At 65.1% G+C, this 25,102-nt stretch carries 25 protein-coding genes; 7 read left to right on the forward strand and 18 right to left on the reverse strand.

Going from position 1 to position 25,102, the window contains the following annotated elements; all coding sequences use genetic code 11:
* Positions 1-8: 8 nt before the first annotated feature.
* Together D3F03_RS07565 and D3F03_RS07570 are read right to left on the reverse strand one after the other, a co-directional pair.
* Positions 9-458 carry a DUF1284 domain-containing protein gene (locus D3F03_RS07565; protein WP_119109441.1) on the reverse strand — a complete coding sequence of 150 codons (450 nt, stop codon included), beginning with the start codon at positions 456-458 and terminating at the stop codon, positions 9-11.
* A complete protein-coding gene (locus tag D3F03_RS07570) occupies positions 455-1,036 on the reverse strand; it encodes a biotin transporter BioY (RefSeq protein ID WP_119108787.1) in 582 nt (193 codons plus the stop codon). Before D3F03_RS07570 ends, D3F03_RS07565 begins: the two co-directional genes overlap by 4 nt.
* A gap of 238 nt (positions 1,037-1,274) precedes the next feature.
* On the opposite strand from D3F03_RS07570, the gene D3F03_RS07575 reads away from it, so the two are divergent.
* Complete coding sequence (locus tag D3F03_RS07575; RefSeq protein ID WP_119108788.1) at positions 1,275-2,255, forward strand: biotin--[acetyl-CoA-carboxylase] ligase; 981 nt, start codon at positions 1,275-1,277, stop codon at positions 2,253-2,255.
* A 44-nt stretch (positions 2,256-2,299) separates the two neighbouring features.
* Here D3F03_RS07575 and D3F03_RS07580 read toward each other — a convergent pair whose 3' ends face one another.
* Positions 2,300-2,803 carry a molybdenum cofactor biosynthesis protein MoaE gene (locus tag D3F03_RS07580; protein ID WP_425453099.1) on the reverse strand — a complete coding sequence of 168 codons (504 nt, stop codon included), beginning with the start codon at positions 2,801-2,803 and terminating at the stop codon, positions 2,300-2,302.
* Complete coding sequence (locus D3F03_RS07585; protein WP_119108789.1) at positions 2,803-3,036, reverse strand: hypothetical protein; 234 nt, start codon at positions 3,034-3,036, stop codon at positions 2,803-2,805. Before D3F03_RS07585 ends, D3F03_RS07580 begins: the two co-directional genes overlap by 1 nt.
* A gap of 55 nt (positions 3,037-3,091) precedes the next feature.
* Between D3F03_RS07585 and D3F03_RS07590 the strand changes: the two genes are divergently transcribed.
* Both D3F03_RS07590 and D3F03_RS07595 read left to right on the forward strand, forming a co-directional pair.
* On the forward strand, positions 3,092-3,346 hold the full coding sequence (locus tag D3F03_RS07590) for a hypothetical protein (protein ID WP_119108790.1): 255 nt from the start codon (positions 3,092-3,094) through the stop codon (positions 3,344-3,346).
* Positions 3,347-3,372: 26 nt separating this feature from the next.
* Positions 3,373-3,690 carry a hypothetical protein gene (locus tag D3F03_RS07595; RefSeq protein WP_119108791.1) on the forward strand — a complete coding sequence of 106 codons (318 nt, stop codon included), beginning with the start codon at positions 3,373-3,375 and terminating at the stop codon, positions 3,688-3,690.
* 31 nt (positions 3,691-3,721) lie between these two features.
* Here D3F03_RS07595 and D3F03_RS07600 read toward each other — a convergent pair whose 3' ends face one another.
* Entirely contained in the window at positions 3,722-5,263 is a 1,542-nt protein-coding gene (locus tag D3F03_RS07600; RefSeq protein ID WP_158606146.1) for a methyl-accepting chemotaxis protein, read from the reverse strand.
* Between the two features lie 304 nt (positions 5,264-5,567).
* Between D3F03_RS07600 and D3F03_RS07605 the strand changes: the two genes are divergently transcribed.
* Positions 5,568-7,217, forward strand: coding sequence for an ArnT family glycosyltransferase (locus D3F03_RS07605; protein ID WP_147414714.1), 1,650 nt, complete (start codon positions 5,568-5,570; stop codon positions 7,215-7,217).
* Here D3F03_RS07605 and moaD read toward each other — a convergent pair.
* The 6 genes from moaD to D3F03_RS07635 form a co-directional block, all read right to left on the reverse strand.
* Positions 7,135-7,386 (reverse strand): molybdopterin converting factor subunit 1, encoded by a 252-nt coding sequence (gene moaD / locus D3F03_RS07610; protein ID WP_119108794.1) that lies wholly within the window; start codon positions 7,384-7,386, stop codon positions 7,135-7,137. The two genes, D3F03_RS07605 and moaD, sit on opposite strands and share 83 nt — an antisense overlap.
* A complete protein-coding gene (locus tag D3F03_RS07615) occupies positions 7,383-8,612 on the reverse strand; it encodes a molybdopterin molybdotransferase MoeA (protein ID WP_119108795.1) in 1,230 nt (409 codons plus the stop codon). The genes moaD and D3F03_RS07615 overlap by 4 nt, the downstream gene beginning before the upstream one ends.
* On the reverse strand, positions 8,597-9,166 hold the full coding sequence (mobB, locus tag D3F03_RS07620; protein WP_119108796.1) for a molybdopterin-guanine dinucleotide biosynthesis protein B: 570 nt from the start codon (positions 9,164-9,166) through the stop codon (positions 8,597-8,599). The genes D3F03_RS07615 and mobB overlap by 16 nt, the downstream gene beginning before the upstream one ends.
* Positions 9,167-9,236: 70 nt before the next feature.
* On the reverse strand, positions 9,237-10,670 hold the full coding sequence (gene thrC / locus D3F03_RS07625) for a threonine synthase (protein ID WP_119108797.1): 1,434 nt from the start codon (positions 10,668-10,670) through the stop codon (positions 9,237-9,239).
* A 22-nt stretch (positions 10,671-10,692) separates the two neighbouring features.
* Complete coding sequence (locus tag D3F03_RS07630; RefSeq protein ID WP_119108798.1) at positions 10,693-12,027, reverse strand: homoserine dehydrogenase; 1,335 nt, start codon at positions 12,025-12,027, stop codon at positions 10,693-10,695.
* Positions 12,028-12,093: 66 nt separating this feature from the next.
* A complete protein-coding gene (locus tag D3F03_RS07635; RefSeq protein ID WP_119108799.1) occupies positions 12,094-13,323 on the reverse strand; it encodes a pyridoxal phosphate-dependent aminotransferase in 1,230 nt (409 codons plus the stop codon).
* 124 nt (positions 13,324-13,447) lie between these two features.
* On the opposite strand from D3F03_RS07635, the gene D3F03_RS07640 reads away from it, so the two are divergent.
* The 3 genes from D3F03_RS07640 (at position 13,448) to D3F03_RS07650 (ending at position 16,333) form a co-directional block, all read left to right on the forward strand.
* Positions 13,448-13,831: an Mth938-like domain-containing protein gene (locus tag D3F03_RS07640; protein WP_119108800.1), complete on the forward strand. Its 384-nt coding sequence runs from the start codon at positions 13,448-13,450 to the stop codon at positions 13,829-13,831.
* A gap of 150 nt (positions 13,832-13,981) precedes the next feature.
* Positions 13,982-14,467 carry a peroxiredoxin gene (locus tag D3F03_RS07645; RefSeq protein WP_119108801.1) on the forward strand — a complete coding sequence of 162 codons (486 nt, stop codon included), beginning with the start codon at positions 13,982-13,984 and terminating at the stop codon, positions 14,465-14,467.
* 147 nt (positions 14,468-14,614) lie between these two features.
* Entirely contained in the window at positions 14,615-16,333 is a 1,719-nt protein-coding gene (locus tag D3F03_RS07650) for a PhoH family protein (RefSeq protein WP_119108802.1), read from the forward strand.
* Positions 16,334-16,478: 145 nt separating this feature from the next.
* Here the strand turns inward: D3F03_RS07650 and dnaB are convergent, their stop codons facing one another.
* The 7 genes from dnaB to D3F03_RS07685 form a co-directional block, all read right to left on the reverse strand.
* Complete coding sequence (gene dnaB, locus D3F03_RS07655; protein WP_119108803.1) at positions 16,479-17,888, reverse strand: replicative DNA helicase; 1,410 nt, start codon at positions 17,886-17,888, stop codon at positions 16,479-16,481.
* Between the two features lie 138 nt (positions 17,889-18,026).
* Positions 18,027-19,073 (reverse strand): adenosine deaminase, encoded by a 1,047-nt coding sequence (locus tag D3F03_RS07660; protein WP_119108804.1) that lies wholly within the window; start codon positions 19,071-19,073, stop codon positions 18,027-18,029.
* 72 nt (positions 19,074-19,145) lie between these two features.
* Positions 19,146-20,315: a BMP family ABC transporter substrate-binding protein gene (locus tag D3F03_RS07665; RefSeq protein WP_119108805.1), complete on the reverse strand. Its 1,170-nt coding sequence runs from the start codon at positions 20,313-20,315 to the stop codon at positions 19,146-19,148.
* A 78-nt stretch (positions 20,316-20,393) separates the two neighbouring features.
* Positions 20,394-21,314: an ABC transporter permease gene (locus D3F03_RS07670; protein ID WP_119108806.1), complete on the reverse strand. Its 921-nt coding sequence runs from the start codon at positions 21,312-21,314 to the stop codon at positions 20,394-20,396.
* A gap of 1 nt (position 21,315) precedes the next feature.
* Positions 21,316-22,395 (reverse strand): ABC transporter permease, encoded by a 1,080-nt coding sequence (locus tag D3F03_RS07675; protein WP_119108807.1) that lies wholly within the window; start codon positions 22,393-22,395, stop codon positions 21,316-21,318.
* Positions 22,382-23,965 (reverse strand): ABC transporter ATP-binding protein, encoded by a 1,584-nt coding sequence (locus D3F03_RS07680; protein ID WP_119108808.1) that lies wholly within the window; start codon positions 23,963-23,965, stop codon positions 22,382-22,384. The genes D3F03_RS07675 and D3F03_RS07680 overlap by 14 nt, the downstream gene beginning before the upstream one ends.
* 76 nt (positions 23,966-24,041) lie before the next feature.
* Complete coding sequence (locus D3F03_RS07685) at positions 24,042-24,974, reverse strand: LysR family transcriptional regulator (RefSeq protein ID WP_119108809.1); 933 nt, start codon at positions 24,972-24,974, stop codon at positions 24,042-24,044.
* Between the last annotated feature and the right edge of the window lie 128 nt (positions 24,975-25,102).

Below are 25,102 nucleotides of genomic sequence, written 5' to 3' on the forward strand. Positions count from 1 at the left end.
CTTGCCCATCACAGCGGCACAGCCGCCTTCGGCATGTGCAGGCGCACACCTTCGTAGCCAGTTGATGCAATGCGAGCGCACAAATCGGCCCACGCGCAGCCCGCACACGCACCACGAATATCCCCGCTGGCGTACGCCGTGCGCAGGCGTGCCAACAAGCCAACATCCAGCCGCAAGCGGCTGCCCACGCCCACTGGCACCCCCAGCAATGGCGCCAGCGCTTGCGCCGCACGCTGGTCACGCGCCCGCACACCTGCCCCGTGGCAATGTGCGCAGGCCCCCTCGCTCTCGCACAGAGGGGCGCAAATTGCATCCGGCCCTTCCACCAGAGCCACCTCCTCGCCAACGGCCAGGCGGCTGGCGAGACCATCGAAGTTGTGCACGAATTCAGCGCTGTAGCCTTTGCCGACGTACGTCAGCATGCACAGCAGATGGTGGGCGCGCAGTGCTACCGTCACGTGCGCGGCAACCTGCTGCGTGCCGAGTGCCACACTGCCAGCGTGGCAGCGCCCAGGGCCGACTTGACGACATCGCCCACCAGGAAGGGCAGCACGCCCAACTGCCAGCCCTTGGCCGCACCGATCATCGCGCCCAGCCACGTGCCACCCATCAGCAAAATCAAGGTGGTGCACAGCAGCATGGCCCAAAATGCACGCAGCGGATGGGCCCCATCCCAGCCACGCGCGGCGAGCCAGCCCATCAGCATGGCCGCCAGCGGAAAGGCCAGCAAATAGCCTGCCGTCGGGCCAAAGAAGGGAGCCAGCCCACCTTTGCCACCCGCCAGCACGGGCATGCCAAGAGCCGCTTCCAGCAGCCAAGCCAACACGGTCAGGCCGCCCAGGCGCCAGCCGTACAGGGCGCCCACCACCAGCACCGCAAAGGTTTGTAGCGACACCGGCACCGGCTGCATCGGGATGCTGACGTAGGACGAAGCGGCCAGCACCGCCGTACCGCCCAGAATCAGGGCCACTTGGCGCACCCCATTGGAATGGCGCGACACGGGCGCGGAGACAGCACTGGAGAGATCTTGAGACATCGGTTCCTCTTGAATGGTGATGGATATAGGGGCAGCACACACTGCGCAACCCTGTCGGCACGAACTGCATGCGCTGCATGCCACCGCCGTATTGTAAACATTTATCATAATTTTTAGTTTACGTAATTATTGATTTTTAATTCCAATAACCTCTTGCGGATCGCTCAGCAGGCCGGACGCAGGCCTCGAACTTCATTCACCCACCGTCGGCTCCTTTGCGTTGGTGCACACTCGGCGCATGCCACCTGAACCGCCCGCCAGAGCACTTCTGAGCCAACTGGCCGCCGGCGACGCTGTGTCTGGCGAAGCACTCGCCATCCACCTGGGCGTGACGCGGGCGGCTGTCTGGAAGCAGATCGCTGCCTTGCGGGCCATGGGCTTGCCCATCGAGGCACGCAGCCGCGCCGGTTACCGGATGCCATGGCCCCTGCAGCTGCTGGACCTCCCATCGATCGCCTCCAAACTGGGTACGGCCCCCGGTTCGCCCGTCCACCTGCACTGGGAGCTGGATTCGACCCAGGACGAACTGGCGCGTCTCCTGCCCGATGCCGCTGACCTGACGGTGGTCCTGGCCGAGCGCCAAACCCTCGGGCGCGGGCGGCGCAGCCACGGCTGGCTCTCGCCGCCGGGGCTGGGCATCACCCTGTCGTGCCTGAAGCACTTTGCTGGCGGCCCGGCGGTGCTGTCGGGGCTCTCGATCGCCATGGGCGTGTGCGTGGTGCAGGCGCTGACCCGTGCCGGGGTACCCGGGCTACAGCTCAAATGGCCCAACGACGTGGTGACCGACCAAGGCAAGCTGGCCGGCATCCTGATTGAGGTCAGCGGCGAATACGATGGCCCGAGCGTGGTGCGCGTAGGGGTGGGCTTGAATGTGCGCCTGTCACCCGCCGTGCTCAGCCAGCTCGACCAGCCCGCCACCGACCTGGCCACGCTTTGCGGCGGCACGCCGCCCGACCGCAACGCGCTCGCGGCGTGCGTCATTGAGGGGCTGCGCACTGGGCTGCTGCGCTTCGAGCAAGAGGGCCTGGCCCCCTTTGCAAAGGACTTCGCGCACATGGACTGGCTGGCTGGCAAGCCCCTCAGCGTGCGCGGCCCACACGGCATGCAGTCGGGCATAGGACGTGGCTTGGACGCACGCGGCGCCTTGCGCGTGGAAATCGACGGCCGCATCACACCCGTCTACAGCGACACCGTGTCGGTGCGCCCCCAGCAAGGGTGACGCGTGGCCGCAGGCGTTGCGGCGAGCCGCTTGAGGGCGGCTCCCTAACGCCCTGCGTTGCTGGCCTCAATACCCCAGCGCGCCAACGCCGCGTCGTCGCTGACCCGCGCATCCACCCAGCGCGCGCCTTGCGGCGTGGTTTCCTTCTTCCAGAATGGCGCCTGGGTCTTGAGGTAGTCCATCAAAAATTCGCAGGCCTGAAAACTCTGGCCCCGGTGCGCCGAGCTCACCACCACCAGCACGATCTGGTCCAGCGGCGCCAGTACCCCGACACGGTGGATGACGCGCGCGCCCAGAATGTCAAAGCGCGCAAACGCTTCGTGCACCATGGCCTCGATGGAGCGCTCGGTCATGCCGGGGTAGTGCTCCAGTTCCATCGCTGCCACGCCATGCTCCGGGCCGTTGCGGTCGCGCACCGTGCCAACGAAGCTGCACACCGCGCCCACGCGGCCATCGTGCTGGCGCAGCGCGGCGACCTCGGCACTCAGATCAAAGTCCTCGGTCTGGATGGTGATGTGGATGGGGTTCATGGCGGGGTGGCGGTCCATCAAGGCGAGCGGTGCAGGCGCGGCGCAGCCATGAGCTGGCGCGCTTCTTCGACCTGCTCGGCGAACTGGCGCAACGGCGGGGTGGCGGGCAAAGCGGCGAGCAGTCCCTGGAAACGCACGATATCGCCCTCCGACGGCGCCACCTGCGTCTGCGCCAGGGCAGCGGGCAGGTTGCCGGCCTTGACAAGCGCCAGTACCTTGAGTGCCCAGGCATTCTTGTCACGCGTGGCCATGATCGCGTCCCGCAAAATTAGTGTGTAGCATTGCCCGCCACTGTAACGGTATCCCATGGCCACCCAGACAATCGACATTCCCGGCTACAAGCTCTTTCCCTCGCCACGCAACCGCCACCGCGACGTGTTTGACGTACAGGTGTTTGTGCCTTACCCGTACGCGCTCATCGTGCTGGAAGATTTTCATTTTGGCGGCAAGGCCACGCTGTTCGCTGCCTGCCGCGCCAGCGACGGCAAGATGGGGCAGTTGGTGAGCTTCGAGCTGGACGCCGACTGCGAAAAATTCGAGCGCCTGTTCACGCCCGACTGACGCCCCACGCACGCCCCCGCACGGCCATGCAGGAACACGACAACCAGATCTTCGTCCCGCCAAGCTTCATCGCGCTCTACGCCGATGCGCGCGGCCGGTTGCGCGAGACCGCTGACACCCTGCGCCAGCGCTACGAGCTGTGCGAAGACCTGGCGAACCACCTGGTGGAGCACGCACAAACGCTGTACCACGTGCAGGCCCCGTCGGAGGCAGAAATTCTGCGGCGCATCCATGCCGGGCTTTCCAGCGGCGAGGCCGGCCTGGCGCCTTGTGAGGCCACCTGGATCGTCAGCCGCCTGGCCGAATTGCTGGCGTGGCCCTGTCCGGCGCTGACAGAGCCCTGAGACACGCTGAACACAGTACCCTGCGTGGGCCTCAGTGCTCCAGGCTGAACCCGCTCTTGGGCTTGAACACCCCACACCCAATCACCCGCTCGCTCCCCAAAGGCAGGATGTATGAGGTTTTTTCGTCCACCACCCCGGTTACCGGGTTGACTACCTCGTAATCCACCCAGCCGCCACCGCGCCCGGCGGCGGCGAAGAACTCGCGCAACACAAAATCACCATCGAGCCCGCGCACGTCGTGCACGGACTTGCCCACGGTGGCTGGCGTGGAGCCAAACACCTGGTACACGCCCCGGCGGTCGAAGACGAAAATGTACTGGTCGCGGTCACGGTAAGGCCCTGCTTGGTCGTGGAACTGCACCGCAGCCTGCGCAAGGCCGACACGCTCCACGAGCTGCGCCGCACGGCCTACCAGCGCATAGGCCTCGTCGGCTGTTCCCCGGCGCAAGCGGATGCCCGCCACCGAGGCGCTCAGGTTGGCCGAGCGCTCCGCCAAGCCCATGGTCGCATGCAGTGCCTCTTCCACCATGCTGCCGTTGCGCTGCGTGATCTGGTCGAGCTCCCGCACGGCCTGCGCCACTTCGCTCAGCGCCGCGCTTTGCGTCCCGCTGGCTTCACTGATGGCACCCAGGCCTTCTGCCACTTCGCCCACGCCATGGACCACGGTTTCCAGTTGGCCCCTCACCGCGTCAATGCGCGCCACGCCGGCGTCGACCTGTCCGCCCGAGCGCGCAATCAGCTCACGGATCTCGCGCGCCGAGGTGGCGCTGCGCTGCGCCAGGGTGCGCACTTCGCTGGCCACCACGGCAAAGCCGCGCCCGGTATCGCCGGCACGCGCCGCTTCCACGGCGGCGTTCAGTGCCAGGATGTTGGTCTGGAAGGCGATGCCGTCGATCACGCCGACAATTTCGCCCATGCGCCGCGAGCCGGCGGCAATCTCGCCAATCGCCGTGACCGCCACCTCCATGGCGCCGGCGCCGGCGCGGGCTTCGCTCTGCACGCGGCGCGTCAAGGCATCCACCGTGCTGGCGCGCTGCGCCGTACCTTGCACCGATTCGCTGAGCGCGGCAATGCTGGCGCTGGCCTGCTCCAGGCTGGCGGCCTGGGCCTCGGTGCGCTGGGATAGATCTTGCATGCTGGCCGTGAGCCCGGCGCCCGCCTGGGACACGTACAAGGCCTGGTTGCGGATGGTCCCCACCAGGCCCGAGAAGTTCTCGTTCATCGATTCAAGGTGGCGCCCCGCCAGGGCCAGATCGTCACGGCCCGGCACCACCACGGTCTGAGACAAATCGCCGCGCGCGTTGTTGCGGGCCACCTGGCCCAGCGCCGCTACGGCGCCGAGCAAGTTGGCGGCAAAACCCGCATACAGGTAGGCAGACAGGCCCCACACCACCGCTGCCAGCGCTGCGCGCACCCCGAATGCCGAGTCGACAAGGCCCGGCCATGCCACCCATAAAGCCGCAGCGGGACACAGCACCAGGGCCAGCAGGGCCAACAGAGAAAACCGCGCCCGCAGGGACATGCGCTGCAGCAGCCAGGAAGGCGGAAAAAGCACGATTTCGAGGGGGCGCATGGTGTCTCCCGTGGTGTCTGCTGCTGCAAGGACTTCGCCGCCGGCATCCCAAACCGATCCAGGCCGCAAGCCTACTGCGTGTCGCTCACGCAAGCATGCGGGCATCCCATGATGTTTTTTTGATGCGCCGCACAAGTTATTTCAACCAGCCGCCCAGTTCTGCCGTCTTGGGACAAGCCATCTGCGATGGCCGGCCGGGGGCGGAAAGCAGCCATGCGCAGCCAGAACATCACCCTAATTTCCGGCTAAGGAATGCCTGCCAGCATCCAGGCCACACCACTGCGCAAAAGTGACCCACCGCACCATGCCAAGCATGTTCGCCCCCACGCCATCGCTATTGCTATCGCAGACACCGCTCGCGGTCGATGAATGTGCCATCGGGAAAGACAAACACCCCAGGCAGCAAGCCCCTGGCGCCTGGCCACCCGTCGCGCTGACGCTGCTGGTATTTGGGACCGTCTGGCTGGCACTTCTGTCGTTCGTCAGCCTGTCCCCACCGACCGACAACATCGAGCAGCTCACGTGGGTGCACTCCTTGGAGGGCGGGTATTACAAGCACCCGCCTCTGCCCACCTGGCTGCTCTGGATTCCGGTCCGGCTGTTTGGAATCAATGCCCTCACCAGCTACGCCGTCGGTGCCGCCTGCACGCTCGCCAGCATGGCTGTGATGTGGCGGCTGCTGTGCCGCCTGCGGGATGAACGCTACGCCACCATTGCACTGCTGGCAGCGCTGTGCATCACCTTCTACAACGGAAGGCTGTACTACTACAACCACAACGTCGTGCTGATGGTGTTCGTGGCGGCCAGTGCTGCCACCTACTGGCAGGCTTTCCGCACGGGCCTGACACGCTGGTGGGTGGCACTGGGCCTGACCATGGGACTGGGTGCACTGGCCAAATACCAGATGGCGGTATCGGTCGCCTGCATGGTTGCTTTCTGGCTGCACCAGCGCAGTTGGCGGGTGCTCTCGCAGCGGCGCGGCCTGCTGCTGGCGACATTGGTGTCCATGCTGGTGTTTGCGCCGCACGTACTCTGGCTGCGTGCCCACGATTTCGCACCCATCCAGTACGCGACAAGTTCGTCCCTGGGGCTTCACTTGCAGGGGCTGCGCCGCTGGATCGAATCAACGCATTGGCTTACCGACCAGCTCCTGAACCGTGCGCTGCCCGCATGGATTCTCCTTGGCCTGACGGTTTTCCACCTGCGACGCCAAGCACCTCGCAGCCAGGCCCTGCCGAACAAGATGCCCCCCGAACCAGACGCCGCCAGCCGGGTATTTCTGCTGATCTATGGGTTCGGCCCGCTGGTCTTCATGTTCGCCATGGGGCTCTTGACGGGGGCTGAACTTCAATTGCATTGGGGCACCCCTTTTCTGCTCTTTGCCGTACCGGCCGCCATGGAGCTCGCAGGCCGGCATGTGGCGTGGCGAGCCGTTTCGATGCGCCCCGTCTACCTCACGTTCGCTGCATTGCAAGTCGTGCTTCTGCTAGTGGACGGGCTGACGTCTCCGCGCGGACCGGCGGCCTTGCAGGACGGCCATTGGCGCACGTTTGACAGCGTTGCCCTCGCGCGCGCCGTTGAAGGGCCTGCCCGTGCAGAATTGAACGGCAGGATCTGTGTCGTCTCCGGGCCACCTGCCGTGGCGGGAGCGCTGGCGCTGCAATTGGCAGACCACCCAGAAGTGCTGATTGATGGCCGCTATGACCGCAGCCCATGGGTCTCCCCATCCGTCGTGTCCCGGTGCGGGGAATTGATGGTTCGAGAAGGGCCACTGCTCGCAGGCTGGACCGCGGCGGGGCCCAGGTTCCCTTCCCTGTCGTGGTACGCAGAACGGCCCGCTGGCGCACCCGCCCAAAGCTTCGCTCAGGCGCCTACCCGCCCGTCACTGGCGGGAAAAAAGCCACCTCATCGCCTTCTGCCAGGCCAGCATGCTCATGCACGAGTTGCTGGTTGAGTGCCATGCGCACGGCACGGCCAGGGGCCAGCGCCTCGGCCAGCGCGCCACCGCGCGCCAGCAGCTCCGCGCGCAGTTCGGCGATGGTGCCAGCCTCGGTGTCCAGCGATTCGCTGGCGGTGCCGGCCGCCTCGCGGATGGAGGCAAAGTAGCGTACCGTGATGGTCATGACAACAGCTCCGCGAAGGAAATAAAGCGCACCGTGTCGCCCACCGCAATGGTATGGCCGGCCGGGTTGTCCACCACACCATCGCCCCAGACGGCCGAGGTGAGCACGCCCGAGCTCTGGTTCCCAAACAGGTCCAGACCACCGGCATCGTTGTGGCGCACCCGCAAGAATTCACGCCGTTTATCGGCCTTTTCGCAGGTGAAATCTGCACGAGCAGCTATTGTTTTAGGAGCGACGTCGGCCACACCTTGCAAGCGCAGCAAAAACGGCCGCACCAGCACCGCGAAGGTCAGAAAGCTAGACACCGGGTTGCCAGGCAAGCCCATGAAGTGCGCGTTGCCGATGCGCCCATAGGCGAAGGGTTTGCCGGGTTTCATGGCGATCTGCCACAGGTCCAGGCGCCCGAGGGCCTCGACGGCAGGCTTGATGTGGTCTTCCTCGCCCACCGAAACCCCGCCGCTGGTCAAAATCAGGTCGTGCGCCTCGGCCGCCTTGCGCAGCGCGGCAATGGTGGCGTCCCGCTGGTCGGGCACGATGCCGAAGTCGCTCACCTCGCAGCCCAGGCGCAGCAGCATGGCGCGCAGAAAGAAGCGGTTGCTGTTGTAGATGGCGCCGGGTTTCATGTTGCGCGGCGCCACTTCGCCTGGCATGACCAGTTCGTCGCCAGTGGAAAACAGCGCCACGCGCGGGCGGCGTGCCACCAGCAGGTGCGCCAGGCCGATGCTGGCGGCAAGGCCGAGCTCTGCCGGGGTGAGGCGCTTGCCAGCGGCCAGCACTTCGCTGCCCAGAGTGATGTCTTCGCCAGCGCAGCGAATCCATTGGCCGGGGCGGGGCACGGCGTTGACGCGGACGGCGCCGCCGTCCAGCGCCACGCAGTCTTCCTGCATCACGATGGCGTCAGCCCCTGCGGGCACGGGCGCGCCGGTGAAGATGCGCGCTGCGCTACCAAGTGCGAGCGGCTCACCCGCACTGCCGGCCGCAATGCGCTGCGAGACCGGCAGCTCGGCGCCAGCCTGCGGCACATCGGCGCAGCGCAGGGCGTAGCCGTCCATGGCGCTGTTGTCCTGGGGCGGCACGTGCAGCGGCGAGACCGCGCCCGTCTGCAGCACGCGGCCGTCGGCATCCCAGGTGGCCACCGTGTCGCTGCCGGCCAGCGGCACTGCGTGTGCCAGCAGCTCGGCCAGCGCTTCGTCCAGAGGTTTGAGCGGCTTCATCGGTGGGCGCATGGTTTGGTCTCTCCGTGCAGTTCCCAGTCGTAGTCGAAACGCTCGCCCTGGCGCAGCAGCCAGGCGGCCATCTCGGCCGGGGCGTTGAGGTCGAACACCGGCAAGCCGGTCGGCACGGGGAGCTTGTCGGGCGCATCGGTGGCGACGGCGATGACAAAGTCGTCGTTCGCGTAGCGCACCGGGTGCGGCGCACTGCCGGGCTCCGGGGCACGCCAGACTTCAATCTTGGGCAGGTCGCTTTCCTTGAAGCCTTCGACGAAGACCCAATCAACGCCGTCGTACAGCTCGGCGAGCAACTGGTGCACCGAAAGTTGGCTGGGCTGCTCGAACTCGCGCATCAGCGCCAGGCGCCGGTCGGACGCCACCACCACTTCGAACGCGCCGGCTTCCCGGTGGCGCCAGGTGTCCTTGCCGGCGTGGTCGATGTCGAAACTGTGGTGCGCGTGCTTGACGACCGAGACGCGCTGACCCTGCATGCGCAATTCTGGAATCAGCTTTTCCACCAGCGTGGTCTTGCCGCAGCCCGAAAAACCGGCAAAGCCGACAACCTTCATGCGAACTCCTGATTGCTATAAATTAAATAGCTATAGGCGCTTATCAATAAAGCGCTAGAGGCTGTTTTTACTACAAATCACAGTGCTGCGCGATGAACGTCTTGATGTGCTGCACATCGGCAGGCATCACCTGCACGCGCTTGGGGAGCGCCTCAATCCCCTCAAAACGCGCCGGGCGCTCGGGCGGGTGGCCCAGCGCTTCGGTAATGGTTTCGGCAAACTTGATGGGCAGCGCCGTCTCCAGCACGATCATGGGCGCATCGCCAGCACCCAGGTGCTCGCGCGCCACCTTGACGCCGTCGGCGGTGTGGGTATCGATGGTGGTGCCAAAGCGCTTGAAGGTGTCTTGAATCGTGGCCAGGCGGTCGGCATGCGTGCTCTTGCCACTGACAAAGCCGTAGCGGCTCGCGGCCTCGGCAAAGTGCGGGTCGGCGCTCAAATCAAAACGGCCTTCCCGTGCCAGCGCCTCGCCAAACAGCGCCTGCGTGCGCGCGCCGTCACGGCCCAGCAGGTCGAACACGAAGCGCTCGAAGTTGCTGGCCTTGCTGATGTCCATGGAGGGGCTGGACGTCTCGTGCGTGTCGGCGCTGCTGCGCACGCGGTAGACGCCAGTGCGGAAAAACTCGTCGAGCACGTCGTTTTCGTTGGTCGCCACCACCAGTTGGTCAATCGGCAGGCCCATCATGCGTGCGACATGGCCGGCGCAGACGTTGCCGAAGTTGCCGCTGGGCACCGTGAAGCTGACCTTCTGGTCATTCGACGTGGTCGCCTGCAGGTAGCCGGCAAAGTAGTACACCACCTGCGCCAAGAGGCGTGCCCAGTTGATGGAGTTGACGGTGCCGATCTTGTATTGGCGCTTGAACGCCAGGTCGTTGGAGACGGCCTTGACGATGTCCTGGCAGTCGTCGAACACGCCTTCGATGGCGATGTTGTGGATGTTTTCGTCCTGCAGGCTGAACATCTGCGCCTGCTGGAACGCACTCATGCGGCCGTGCGGGCTGGTCATGAAGACGCGCACGCCCTGCTTGCCGCGCATGGCGTATTCGGCCGCGCTGCCGGTGTCGCCGGAAGTCGCCCCGAGGATGTTCAGCTCTTCGCCACGCCGCGCCAGCTCGTACTCGAACAGGTTGCCCAGCAGCTGCATGGCCATGTCCTTGAAGGCCAGCGTGGGCCCGTTGGACAGGGCCTCCAGCCACAGGCCGGGTTCGAGCGGGCGCAGCGGCACGATCTCGGGCGTGCCAAAGACTTCTGCCGTATAGGTCTTGCGGCACAGCGCGTGCAGGTCGGCGGCCGGGATGTCGTCGATGTAGAGCGAGAGGATCTGGAACGCGAGTTCTGCGTAGCCCTGCTCGCGCAGCACGCTGCGCAGACGCGTCAAGGCAGCGTCGTCGATCTGGGGGTAGTGCTCGGGCAGGTACAGGCCACCGTCGGGCGCCAGGCCTTCGAGCAGGATGTCGCAGAAGTGTTTGCGTTCGGCGTGGCCGCGCGTGGAAAGGTACAGCATGGCGGTCTCGTCTGGCCAGGGGTTAGTTCAGCTCTTCCTTGCGGATACGCACGATGGGCGCGAGCACGGTGGGCAGGGCCTGCATCTGGGCAAGCACACCATTGACCGTGCCTTCGCGCGCGTTGTGCGTAAGAATGATGAGGTCGGTCTGGGTCGAACCCTCGCCACCCACGTCCTCGGCTTCGCGCTGCAGCACCGCGTCGATGCTGACGCCGGCCTCGGCCAGCAGCCCGGTCACCTTGGCCAGCACGCCCGCCTGGTCGGCCACCCGCAGGCGCAGGTAGTAGCTGGTGACCACTTCGCTCATCGGCAGCACGGGCAGCTCACCCATGGCGTCTTGCAGCGTGCCCGGCTGGAAGGCCAGGTGCGGTACGCGGTGGTGCGGGTCGGCGGTGTGCAGGCGGGCAATGTCCACCAGGTCGGCAATCACGGCGCTGGCCGTGGGTTCGCTGCCCGCGCCCTTGCCGTAGTACAGCGTGGTGCCCACGGCGTCGCCGTGCACCACGACCGCGTTCATGGCGCCCTCGACGTTCGCGATCAGGCGCTTGGCGGGCACCAGGCTCGGGTGCACGCGCAGCTCAATGCCCTTGTCCACGCGCCGGCTGATACCCAGCAGCTTGATGCGGTAGCCCAATTGCTCGGCGTATTTGATGTCCTGGGCGGCGAGCTGGGTGATGCCTTCGACGTAGGCCTTGTCGAACTGCACCGGAATGCCAAAGGCAATCGCCGACATCAGCGTGACCTTGTGCGCCGCGTCCACGCCTTCGATGTCGAAGGTGGGGTCGGCCTCGGCGTAGCCCAGGCGCTGGGCGTCCTTGAGCGCGGCGTCGAAGTCCAGGCCCTTGTCACGCATCTCGGAGAGGATGAAGTTGGTCGTGCCGTTGATGATGCCGGCCAGCCACTGGATGCGGTTGGCCGTGAGGCCCTCGCGCAGCGCCTTGATGATGGGGATACCCCCGGCAACGGCGGCTTCGAACGCCACCATCACGCCCTTGGCGGACGCAGCGGCAAAAATCTCGCTGCCATGCACCGCCAGCAGCGCCTTGTTGGCCGTGACCACGTGCTTGCCAGCGGCAATGGCTTCGAGCACCAGCGCCTTGGCAATGCCGTAGCCGCCGATCAGCTCGACGACGATGTCGATGTCCGGGTTGGCGATCACGGCGCGCGCGTCGCTCACCACCTGCACGCCGTCGCCCACGATGCTGCGAGCGCGCTCCACGTCGAGGTCGGCCACCATGGTGATCTGGATGCCACGGCCAGCACGGCGCTGGATTTCCTCCTGGTTGCGCGAAAGCACCTTGAACACCCCGCTGCCCACGGTGCCTGCACCCAGAAGCCCTACTTGAATCGGTTTCATAAAAATATCAATCAAATTGGCCTCTAGCGCATACCCAACAAGCGCTATCAGCTATCAAAACAGGAGTTATTCGGTGCCAAAGCGCTTGCGCGCGGCGGCGAGAAAGCGCGCCACCCGGCCAATGGCCTCGCGCAGGTCGTCCTCATGCGGCAGGAACACGATGCGGAAATGGTCCGGCGACGCCCAGTTGAAACCCGTGCCCTGCACCAGCATGACGCGCGTCTCCTGCAACAGCTCCAGGAAGAACTGCTGGTCGTTCTGGATCGGGTAGACCGCCGGGTCCAGCCGGGGAAACATGTAGAGCGCAGCCTGCGGCTTGACGCAGCTGACCCCTGGAATGGCGGTGATCAGCTCGTACGCCAGGTCGCGCTGGCGGCGCAGGCGCCCGCCCTCGCCCACCAGTTCGTTGATGCTCTGGTGGCCGCCCAGCGCCGTCTGAATGGCCCACTGGCCCGGCACGTTGGAGCACAGCCGCATGTTCGAGAGCATGTTCAGGCCCTCGATGTAGTCCTTGGCGGGCTTCTTGTCGCCGGAAAGGACCACCCAGCCAGCCCGGTAGCCGCAGGAGCGGTAGCTTTTGGAGAGCGAATTGAAGGTCAGCGTGAGCACGTCTTCGCTGAGCGAAGCAATCGGCGTGTGGTGCACGCCCTCGTACAGCACCTTGTCGTAGACCTCATCGGCAAAAATGACCAGGCCATGTTCGCGCGCAATGTCCACGATGCCCTGCAGCAGGGTGTCGGAATACAACGCGCCTGTGGGGTTGTTGGGGTTGATGACGACGATGCCGCGGGTAGCGGGGGTGATGCGGGCGCGAATGTCGGCCAGATCGGGCATCCAGCCATTGGCCTCGTCGCACAGATAGTGCACCGGCGTGCCGCCCGAGAGGCTGGCTGCTGCCGTCCACAGCGGGTAGTCGGGCGAGGGCAGCAGCAGCTCGTCGCCGTTGTCGAGCAGCGCGTTGGTCGCCATCACGATCAGCTCGCTGGCACCGTTGCCCAGGTAAATATCGTCCAGGGTAACGCCGCGAATGCCCTGCTTTTGCGTCTCGTGCATCACCGCCTTGCGCGCGGCAAAAATGCCCTTGCTGTCCGAGTAGCCTGCCGAATTGGGCAGGTTGCGGATCATGTCCTGCTGGATTTCCTCGGGCGAATCAAAGCCGAACACGGCCAGATTGCCGATGTTGAGCTTGATGATCTTGTGGCCCTCTTCCTCCATCTGCCGCGCCGCGTCCATGATCGGGCCCCGGATGTCGTAGCAGACGTTGGCGAGCTTGGCGGATTTGTGGATGGTTTTCATGCGCGATGAAGCTAGGGTTTTTGCGGCAAGGGGCGTGCTGGCAGACGGCGAAACCTATAATTTGACCACAGTTCCTCCGCCCCTTGACCGCCTGCTCAGGCGTGCCACCCACACCCGAGACCGCATGAAATTCTCCCCCGAACGCATAGACGCCCAAAGCATTTCGGGCTACGGCCCAGGTTGGGTGGCGGTAGCCGGCGAGAAAATCGAATCCAGCGTGATCCTGGGCGCCAAAGGCTTGCGCGAGGCCTGGGACGTGCAGAGCTTTGAGCAGCTCGGGCCGGAGCATTTCGCCCATCTGGCGACCCTGGACGCCGAAGTCATGCTGCTGGGAACTGGCGAGCACACGCGCTTTGTGCCGCCCAAGTGGCTCGCGCCGCTGTTTTCGCGGCGCATCGGGCTCGAAACCATGGACCGCTTCGCCGCCTGCCGCACCTACAACATCCTCGCAGCCGAGGGGCGCAACGTCGTCGTGGCGCTCATCATCAGCCCACCCCCATCGGTCTGAAGACTCAAGGCAGACGCTGCAGAGCCCCTCAGGATGCCGCGGAATGGGCTTTCAGAGTAAAATCACGGGTTGCTGCCGGGGTTATACGACAAAAAGAACAGATGCATGCCCCGGTTCTTCAACGACCTCACCGAGAGAGATTAAAGATATATGGCGATCGTTGTCAATAAACCCCTCCCAGAATTTGAAGCCAACGCCACCGGTGGTGTGAAAGTAAGCAACATTTCGCACAACGGCCAGGTCATGGTGCTGTACTTCTACCCGAAGGACAACACGCCCGGCTGCACCACGGAAGCCATGCAGTTTCGAGACAAATACAAGGATTTCGTCAAGCTCGGCGCTGCCGTGTTCGGCGTTTCGCGCGACAACATGAAATCGCACGACGAGTTCAAGGAAAAGCTGGAACTGCCTTTTGAGTTGATTGCCGATACTGAAGAAAAAATGTGCCACATGTTCGGTGTGGTCAAAAACAAGATCATGTATGGCAAAAAGGTCAAGGGCATTGAGCGCAGCACCTTCCTCATCGACGCCGACGGCACCCTCGCGGAAGAATGGCGTGGCCTGAAGGTGCCGGGCCATGTGGAAGAAGTGCTCAAATCGGTAAAAGCCCTGAATGCACTGAAAAAGGCGGCCTGACTGGCCTTCCTGCCTTGCCTCGGGAGGCCTGGGTGCCGTGCATAATGGCCCGATGCCGCTGCACCGCGCGACGCCCGCCCTCCCCTTCAAGCCGCCTCGGTCTCCAGGCGGCTTTTTGTTTTTCTGAATTGCCCAGGTCCACTGCCCATGCCACTGCCCCCCGCTCCCAATCGGCGCGCTGCGCTTCTCGCCCAGGACGCCTTTGACCACCAGCAGGCGCCCCAAACACGCAGCCGCAAACGCGTCGCCGAGCCCGATGAAGCCCCGGCGCCGGTCGCTGCGGCCGTGGTAGCACCGGCCGCACCCGCCCCGTCAGAGGCAGCACGGCCAGCCCGGCCACGCACGCGCCGCAGCCAGGACAATGGCGTGGCCCCGGCGCCTGTTGCAGCGCCTGCCGCTCCCGTCGCTACCACTACGGCGCCTGCCGCGGCCCCGGCGCCCAAACCGGCGCGCGAGCGCAAGGCCCGCAGCATGGGCCCGGCCAAGCTCTTCGTGCTCGACACCAATGTGCTGCTGCACGACCCGACCAGCCTGTTCCGCTTCGAAGAGCACGACATCTACCTGCCGATGATCGTGCTCGAAGAGCTCGATGCCCACAAGAAAGGCATGACCGAGGTGGCGCGCAACGGCCGCCAGGTCAGCCGCTCGCTCGATGCGCTGGTCGCCACGCCGGGCGCGGACATCGGCCGCGGCATCAAGCTCGATTCCACCGGCCAGCGCGCTGCTGGCGGCTGCCTGTTCTTCCAGACCTCGGGGCTCGACTTCGATCTGCCCGCCAGCCTGCCACCCGGCAAGGCGGACAACCAGATCCTGGGCGTTGTCGAAGGCCTGCGCAAGCAGCAGTCGGCGCGCGAGGTGGTGCTGGTGTCCAAGGACATCAACATGCGCGTCAAGGCGCGCGCCCTCGGCCTGCCTGCCGAGGACTACCAGAACGACAAAGCACTGGAGGACGGTGACCTGCTGTATTCCGGCATGCTGGCGCTGCCGCCCGATTTCTGGAACCGCAACGGAAAATCGGTGGAAAGCTGGCAGAGCGGCGCGCACACCTTCTACCGCATCAGCGGCCCCATCGTGCCGCAGCTGATGATCAACCAGTTTGTGTACTTCGAGGCGCCGGGCGAGCCCAGCCTGTACGCGCGGGTGAGCGAAATCCGCGACAAGACCGCCGTGCTCAAGACGCTCAAGGACTACGGCCACGCCAAGAACGCCGTGTGGGGCGTGACCACGCGCAACCGCGAGCAGAACTTTGCCGTCAACCTGCTGATGGACCCCGAAGTCGATTTCGTCACCCTGGCCGGCACGGCAGGCACCGGCAAGACGCTGATGGCCCTGGCCACGGGCCTGACGCAGGTGCTCGACGACCGCCGCTACACCGAAATCATCATGACCCGCGCGACGGTGAGCGTGGGCGAGGACATCGGCTTCCTGCCCGGCACCGAGGAAGAAAAGATGGGCCCCTGGATGGGCGCGCTGGACGACAACCTGGAGTTTCTGGCCAAGGGCGACGGCGGCAACGCCGGCGAATGGGGGCGCGCCGCCACCAACGATCTGATTCGCAGCCGCATCAAGATCAAGAGCATGAACTTCATGCGCGGGCGCACGTTCATGAACAAGTTCGTCATCATCGACGAGGCGCAGAACCTCACGCCCAAGCAGATGAAGACCTTGATCACCCGCGCCGGCCCCGGCACCAAGATCATTTGCATGGGCAATTTGGCGCAGATCGACACGCCCTACCTGACCGAAGGTTCGTCGGGCCTGACCTTTGCCGTGGACCGCTTCAAGGGCTGGCCGCACAGCGGCCACATCACGCTGGCGCGCGGCGAGCGTTCGCGCCTGGCGGACTTTGCGAGCGACGTGCTGTAGCGCGGCTCGTCACGGGCTAAAAGAGCTGCCAGCGCTTGTTCCACATGCGCTGGCAGCTCTTTTTGTTGATGGTGAAGAACGCGTAGCCTGCTACGCAATAGATAGCTGCTAGCGCTTACCCAATAAGCGCTAGCAGCCATTTTGACTAAAAATCGTCGCCAGACCCCATCGCCAGGCTCTCGAAGCGCGTCTGCGACTTCTGGAAGAACAGCTTGACCGTGCCCGTGGGGCCGTTGCGCTGCTTGCCAATGATGATCTCGGCGACGTTGGGCTCCTTGCTGTCCTTGTTGTAGTAGTCGTCGCGGTAGATGAACATGATGATGTCGGCGTCCTGCTCGATGGCGCCGGATTCGCGCAGATCGCTCATCATGGGGCGTTTGTCGGTGCGCGTCTCCACGCTGCGGTTGAGCTGCGAGAGCGCGATCACCGGGCACTGCAGTTCTTTGGCGAGCATCTTGAGCCCGCGCGAAATCTCGCCCAACTCGGTGGCGCGGTTCTCGCCCTGTGAACCAGCCGAGCCGCTCATCAGCTGCAAATAGTCGACCACGATCAGGCCCAGCTTGCCGCACTGGCGCGCCAGGCGCCGGGCGTTGGCGCGCAGCTCGCTGGGGGTCAGGCCCGGGGTTTCGTCGATATGCAGCGAGACGTTGCGCAGCTTTTCAATGGCTTCCGTCAGGCGCGGCCATTCGTCGTCGGTCAGCTTGCCGGTGCGCAGATGGCCTTGGTCGATACGGCCAATGGAACCCACGATGCGCACGGCCAACTGGGCTGCGCCCATTTCCATGGAGAACACCGCCACCGGCAGGCCTTCGTTGAGCGCCACGTGCTCGGCGATATTGATCGCCAGCGCCGTCTTGCCCATGGAGGGGCGCGCCGCCAGCACCACCATGTCGCCCGCCTGCAGGCCCGATGTCATGCGGTCGAGGTCGATGAACCCCGTGGGCACGCCGGTGATGTCGTTGGGGTTGTCCGCCATCTCCTGCACGCGGTCGAGCAGGTTGACCACCAGGGTGTCCATGCCCTGGAAGCCCTGCTTCATGCGCGAGCCTTCCTCGCCGATGTTGAAGATCTTCTGCTCGGCTTCGTCCAAGATCTTGTCTACCGGTCTGCCTTGCGGATTGAAGGCATTGGTGGCGATTTCGTCGCTGGCGGTGACGAGTTTGCGCAAAATGGCGCGCTCGCGCACGATTTCGGCATAGCGGCGGATGTTGCTGGCGCTGGGCACGTACTGCGCCAAGGCATTGAGGTAGGCCAGGCCGCCAATTTCCTCCGACTTGCCGATGCTCTGCAACTGCTCGTACACCGTGATCACGTCGGCGGGCTTGCTGGCGTTGATCAGTTTGGAAATGCCGGCGTAGATCAGCCGGTGTTCGAAACGGTAGAAATCGCTCTCGACCAACAGGTCGCCGACGCGGTCCCACGCCTGGTTGTCAAGCAGCAAGCCGCCCAGAACGCTGGACTCCGCTTCGGTTGAGTGCGGTGGCACGCGCAACTGCGCAAGCTGGTGGTCGTACGGTGCGAATTCCTCGTCAACCGGCATCATGAATTCGGACATGGATTTCCTGGGCTAGCACCCGATGGTAGCGGGCGCAGCCCGGCACGTCACCGCACAAGCCTGTGCGCAGGCTGTGGACAAGCCTATGGACAAGCGGTGCAGGCCAGGCTGCAGGCCGCGCGCCGCAAGCCCCACACATCAGCGCCCTGAAAAATCCGAAAAAACAGATTTCAGCCGCACCTCCCACGCCCGCTTGTCCGCCTCGGGCGCGAAACTGGCCTGGAAACTGTTGCGCGCCAACTGCCAGGCATGGGCCGGCGTCATGCCGGTGGCGGCAAATACCTGCAGGAAGTTGTCGTTGATATAGCCGCCGAAATAGGCCGGATCGTCGGAATTCACCGTGGCGCACAGGCCGGCATCCAACAATTGGCGCAGGTTGTGCCGGGCCAGATCCGGAAACACGCAGAGTTTCTGGTTGGACAAGGGGCACACGGTGAGCGGCACGCGTTCGCTTGCGAGACGCGCGACCAGGGCTTCATCTTTCAAAGCCTGGACGCCATGGTCGATGCGCTCGGCGTGCAGCACGTCGAGCGCGCTCCAGATGTAGGCCGGTGGCCCCTCCTCCCCCGCATGCGCCACGCGGTGCAGGCCCAGCTCGCGGCAGCGCGCAAACACGCGCTCGAATTTTTCCGGCGGGTGGCCAAGTTCGCTGGAATCGAGCCCCACGCCAATGAATTGGTCTCGCAGCGGCAGCGCCTGCTCCAGCGTGGCAAAAGCCTCTTCTTCGCTCAGGTGGCGCAGGAAACAGAGAATCAGCGCCGCACTGATGCCCGATTCACGCTGCGCATCCACGCAGGCGCGGTGCAGGCCTTGGATGACCGTCTGCATCGATACGCCGCGTGCCGTGTGCGTCTGCGGGTCAAAGAAAATCTCGGCGCGCACCACGTTGTCGCCAGCGGCCCGGGCCAGGTAGGCACGCGCCATGTCGTAGAAATCCTGCTCATGCAGGAGCACGCTGGCACCAGCGTAGTAAATATCGAGAAAGCTCTGCAGATCGCTGAAGGCATAGGCACTGCGCAAGGCCTCGACGCTGGCGTAGGGCAGGCGTACGCCGTTGCGCTCAGCCAGTTCAAAGATCAGCTCGGGCTCCAGCGAGCCTTCGATATGAATATGCAGTTCGGCCTTGGGCATGGCCTGCAACAAGGCGGGAAGGTGCGCGGCGTCAACGGGGGGCGGAACCAACATGCTGAAATCTCCAGATCAATGAAAAAGGCCGCCCAAAGGCGGCCGGGGCTGGCGCAGTGCAAGCGCGCTGGCTTACTTCTTGTCGCCGCCGGGCACACTGCCCTCGACGCCCTTGACGTAGAAGTTGATGCCCGTGAGGAATTTGTCGTCGGCGACAGCGTCCTTGGCGATGACTTCCTTGCCGGTGTTGTCCACCAGCGGACCCTTCCAGATGTGGAAGGTGCCTGCCTTCAGGCCGGCCTTGGCCTCGTCGACCTTGGCCTTGATCTCGGCGGGCACGTCGTCGGCGATGGACACCAGGTCAATCGCGCCTTCCTTCACGCCCCACCAGGCCTGGCCCGTGGTCCAGGTGCCGTCCAGAACGTCCTTCACGCTCTTGGTGTAGTACGGCGCCCAGTTGATGATGGCCGAGGCCAGGTGGGCCTTGGGGCCGTAGGCTGTCATGTCCGAATCCCAGCCAAAGGCGCGCACGCCCTTTTCCTGTGCGGTCTTGAGGACGGCAGGCGAATCGGTGTTCTGGAACAGGATGTCGGCGCCACCGTTGATGAGCGAAGTGGCGGCTTCGGTTTCCTTGGGCGGGCTGAACCATTCGTTGACCCACACCACCTTGGTCCGGATCTTGGGATTCACGCTTTGCGCGCCCAGCGTAAAGCTGTCGATATTGCGCAGCACCTCGGGGATCGGCACCGAGCCGACCACGCCCAGGGTGTTGGTCTTGGTCATGCCGCCAGCGACCACACCGGCCAGGTAAGCGCCTTCGTAGGTGCGGCTGTCGTAGGTGCGCAGGTTCGGCGCCGTCTTGTAGCCGGTGGCATGCTCGAACTTCACGTCGGGGTTGTCAGCCGCCACCTTGACCATGGTTTCCATGTAGCCAAAGGTGGTGCCGAAAATGAGTTTGTTGCCCTGGCTCACAAAGTCGCGTATCACGCGCTCGGCGTCGGCCGATTCGGGCACGCTCTCGACAAAGGTGGTGACGATCTTGTCGCCAAATTCCTTTTCGATCGCCTTGCGTGCGTTATCGTGCGCGTACGACCAGCCACCATCCCCCACGGGGCCGACATAGGCAAACGCAATCTTCAGCGGCCCGGTCGCCGGCGCTGGCGCAGCGGCCACTGGTGCGGGGGCGGGTTCAGCCGCAGGGGCTGGTGGCGCCTCCTTCTTGCCACAGCCTGCGAGTGCGGCAGCGGCCACGGCGGACAGCGCAGCCACTTTGAGGAGTGTGCGTTTGTGCAGGTCGGTCATGTCGGGTTTCCTTATGGGTTGAAAAACTGGCAGGCTTGGAAGACGGTAAATGCCAATTATGAAGTGTTACACGCTATTTCAGCTACTGACGTGGAAGGGCTTGCCCAGCGACGCCGGCATGTTCACCCGAATCCACGCCGGGTTGCGCGAAATCAGGGCCAGTACCACGATGGTGGCCAGATAGGGCAGCATGCTGAGCCACTGGCTGGGCACCTGCACGCCAGAGACTTGCAGCTGGAACTGCAGCATGGTCACGCCGCCAAACAGATAGGCGCCGAGCAGCACACGCCCTGGGCGCCAGGTGGCAAAGGTGGTGAGCGCCAGGGCGATCCAGCCGCGCCCGGCCACCATGTTTTCCACCCACAGCGGCGTGTAGACGGTGGAGATGTAAGCACCGGCCAGACCGCACAGTGCGCCGCCCGCCATCACCGCGGCCAGCCGGATGCGGCGCACCGGGTAGCCCAGCGCGTGGGCCGATTCGGGCGACTCGCCCACTGAGCGCAGGATCAAGCCGGCTCGGGTGCGGTAGAGGAACCACACCAGCACTCCGGCAAACGCCACCGTCAGGTAGACCAGCGGGTGCTGACGAAACAGCGCGGGGCCCACCAGCGGCAGATCACGCAGCCAGGGCAGCGTGAACTTCGGGATTTCAGGCATGCGCGCCTGCACGTAGTGGATGCCGGCAAATGCCGAAAAACCCACGCCAAACAAACTGAGCGCCAGGCCCGTGGCGTACTGGTTGGTGCCCAGCCAGATCACCAGCCAGCCAAACACCGCCGCCAGCAGCGCGCCCGCCAGCATGCCGGCAGCAAAGCCCAGCCAGGGATTGCCCGTGTGCACCACGGTGGCAAAGCCGGCAATGGCGGCGCACAGCATCATGCCCTCGGCGCCCAGGTTGACGATGCCGGCCTTTTCGTTGATCAACAGGCCCAGGGCGGCAATCGCCAGCACGGTGCCAGCGCTCAGCGTGGAGCCAATCAAGAGTGCCCAGGATTCCATGTCAGCCTCCCGCCTTTGACACCGCTGGACGCACCCAGCGCACGCGGTAGGCAATCAGGGTGTCGCAGGCCAGCAGCGTGAACAGCAGCAGGCCCTGGAACACCCCGGTCAACGATTTTGGCAAACCCAGGCGCGATTGCGCCAGCTCGCCGCCGATGTAGAACATGCTCATCAGAATGGCCGAGAGCACCATGCCCACCGGGTGCAGCCGCCCGACGAAGGCCACGATGATGGCGGCAAAACCGTAGCCTGCCGGCACATAGGGCGTGAGCTGGCCAATCGGGCCCGCGACTTCCAGCGCGCCGGCCAGGCCGGCCGACCCACCCGACACCAATAGCGCAATCCACAGCGCACGGCGCGACGAAAAGCCCGCGTAGCGCGCCGCAGCCGGCGCCAGACCGGAAACCTGCTGCGCAAAGCCGGCGCGCGAGCGGAACAGGAACAGCCACAGCACGGCCGAACCCGCCAGCGCAATCAGCAGGCCAATGTTCATGCGCGAGCCTGCCATGAGGCGCGGAATCTGCGTCACCTTTTCAAACGCCCGCGTTTGCGGAAAGTTGTAGCCCAAGGGGTCTTTCCACGGTCCGAACACCAGGTAGCTGAGCAGCAGTATGGCCACATACACCAGCATCAGGCTCACCAGGATTTCATTGGCATTGAACTTGTCGCGCAGCAAGGCCGTGAGAGCGCCCCAGGCCATGCCGCCCAGCGTGCCGGCGAGCAGCACGGCCACCATGATCCAGTGGCCGGTGGTCTTGTCCGCCAGCAGCGCCACGCCGCCGGCGGCAATCGCGCCCATCACAAACTGGCCTTCGGCGCCGATGTTCCAGACGTTGGAGCGAAAGCACACCGCCAGGCCCAGGGCAATCAAGAGCAGCGGCGTCGCCTTGACCATCAGCTCGCCCAGTGCATAGCGCGACTTGAGCGGCTCCCAGAAGAACACTTCGAGCCCGCGCAGCGGGTCTTTGCCCAGCAGCGCAAACAGCGCCACGCCAATGAGCACGGTGATGGCGAGCGCCAGCACGGGCGATCCGTAGATCCACCATTTCGACGCCGCAGGGCGGGCTTCAAGCTTGAGCATGGTGGGCCTCCGCCGTCTGTTTCAGGTGCTGCTGCACATCGGCATGCCACAGCCCGCTCATCCACTCGCCAATGCGCGGCGCGGTGGCGTCGGCACGGTTGACCGAGGGCGACAGATGCCCCTTGGCCATGACGTAGAGCCGGTCGCACAGATCAAACAGCTCATCGAGCTCTTCGCTCAGCACCAGCACCGCGCAGCCGGCATCGCGCAGCGCCAGGATTTCGCCGCGAATCTGCTGCGCCGCGCCCACGTCCACGCCCCAGGTGGGTTGCGAGACGATCAGCAGGCTGGGGCCAGCGGATATCTCGCGCCCGACGATGAATTTTTGCAAGTTGCCGCCCGAAAGCGATTGCGCCGGCGCGTCCGGCCCGCCGGCCTTGACGCCAAAGCGCGTGATGATGTCCTGCGCCTGGGCGCGCAGCGCGCCCACATCGATCCAGCCGAGCTTGCGCACGGCGTCGCTGCGGGTCAGCAGCAGGTTGTGCGCCAGGCCTATGCTGGGCACGGCGCCCCGCCCCAAGCGCTCTTCCGGCACGAAATGCAGGCCCAACGCGCGGCGCTGGCGCGGCCCCAGGTGGCCGGCGTTGTGCCCCGCCACCTGCACCATGGCCGGTTCGGCGCGCGGGTCTTCGCCCGACAGTGCGTAGAGCAGTTCCTTCTGGCCGTTGCCCGACACGCCGGCGATGCCCACCACCTCGCCGGCCTGCACCTGCAGTTCCAGGTCGATCAAATCGACACCAAACGGATCGGTGCGCACCAGGCTCAGATGGTCCACGCGCAGCACCACGGCGCCCAATTGCACGGCGCGGTGCTCCAGCGCTGGCGGCTCGGCGCCGATCATCAGGCGCGAGAGCGAAGCGTTCGATTCCTCGCGCGGGTCGCACACCCCAGTCACCTTGCCGCCGCGCATCACCGTGCAGGCCGTGCACAACGCGCGGATTTCGTGCAGTTTGTGGCTGATGTAGAGAATGCTGCAGCCCTCGGCCGCCAACTTGCGCAGCACCACGAACAGCCGCTCGACCGCCTGCGGCGTCAGCACCGAGGTGGGTTCGTCAAGAATGAGCAGGCGCGGCTCGGTCAGCAGCGCGCGGATGATTTCGACCCGCTGCATCTCCCCCACGCTGAGCGTGTGCACCGGGCGCTCGGGGTCGATGTCCAGACCATAGTCGGCTGCCTTGGTGGTGATGCGCCGCGCCACTTCGGCCAGCGTGAGGCTCTTGTCCAGCCCCAGCCAGACGTTCTCGGCCACGGTCAGCGTATCGAACAGGCTGAAGTGCTGGAACACCATGGCGATGCCCAGCTGCCGGGCTTCCTGCGGGTTGCGCACCTGCACCGCGCGGCCGTCGAACTGCACGCTGCCCTCGTCGGGCCGCACGGCGCCGTAAATGACTTTCATCAGCGTCGATTTGCCGGCGCCGTTCTCACCGAGTACGGCATGGATTTCGCCCGGCTGCACCCTCAGCGACACGCCGCTGTTGGCCACCACCGCCGGGTAGCGCTTGGTGATCCCGGTGAGCTGCAGGCGCGGCGGCGCCTGGCCTGCGGGCGGAGGAGAAGCGGAGGAGGTCATGCGCGTTGTTGTCTCGGAAATGTTGTATTTTAATAGTCAGATTGGCATCCAGCGCTTATTCTATATGCGCATACAGCTATCCTTTTGGAAGCGATTCGGCCACCTTGCGCACGCATTCGCGCAGCCAGGCCGCTGCGGCGGAATGCTGCGTCCGCGCATGCCAGAGTTGGTAGTAGCCCAGCGGCGGAAACGCCAGCGGCGGCGCCAGAATGGCCAGCGGCAGGCGTGCCGTGAAGCGCTCGCAGTACTGGCGGCCCGTGGTGAGCACCAGCAGGCTCGACGCCACCATCTCCGGAATCTGCCCGAAATGCGCGCAGCGGGCGACGATGTTGCGCGAGAGGCCCAGGCCGTCGAGGTGCGCGTCGATCACGCCGCGCGCGCCGGGGTGGGTGGGCGTGGGGGCAATGTGCTCGGCCTGGAGCCAGTCGTCCAGGCTCCAGCCCCGGCGCACGGCGGGGTGCTCGGGCGAGACCAGGCACACCACCTCATCGGCAAACAGCTTGCCCAGGTGCAGGTCGCCCGGCGGCTCGGGCCAGTTGCCGATGACCAGGTCGGCCCCGCCATCGGCCAGTTGCGCGTGGTAGTGCGCGTCGGGCGAGAGCGGCAGGATCTCGATCGGGCACAGCGGCGCCTCGGCCTTGATGCGCGCCACCAGCCGGGGCAGAAACAGCGGGTCAAGATAATCGCTGGCCGCCACGCGAAAGCTGCGCGTGCTGGTGCGCGGATCAAACCCCCGCGCATCGGAAAACAGCGCCTCGGCGCTGCGCAGAATGTCGGCCGCCGGCTCCACCATGCGCAGCGCGGCATCGGTGGGCACCATGCTGCTGCCCGAGCGCACCAGCAGCGGATCGCCCGCGAGCTCCCGCAGGCGCTTGAGCGCGGTGGACACGGCCGGCTGGTGCATGCCCAGGCGGATGGCGGCCCTCGATACGCTGCGTTCAGTGAGCACGGTGTGCAAGACCCTTATGAGATGGAGGTCTATCTTGTCGAAAAGGGCTTGGTCTCTCATAGTTGTTTGCGCATTCGCGTCATATGCTGGCGCTTATGCGGGCCAGCGCAATGCGTTCTACCCTTAGTAACCGCATTGGGAGCGGATCACACCACTCAGCGAAGCGATCTTGGCTAGGCGCTCTGCCG

This window comes from Simplicispira hankyongi, assembly GCF_003570885.1.
GTDB lineage: Bacteria > Pseudomonadota > Gammaproteobacteria > Burkholderiales > Burkholderiaceae_C > Simplicispira > Simplicispira hankyongi.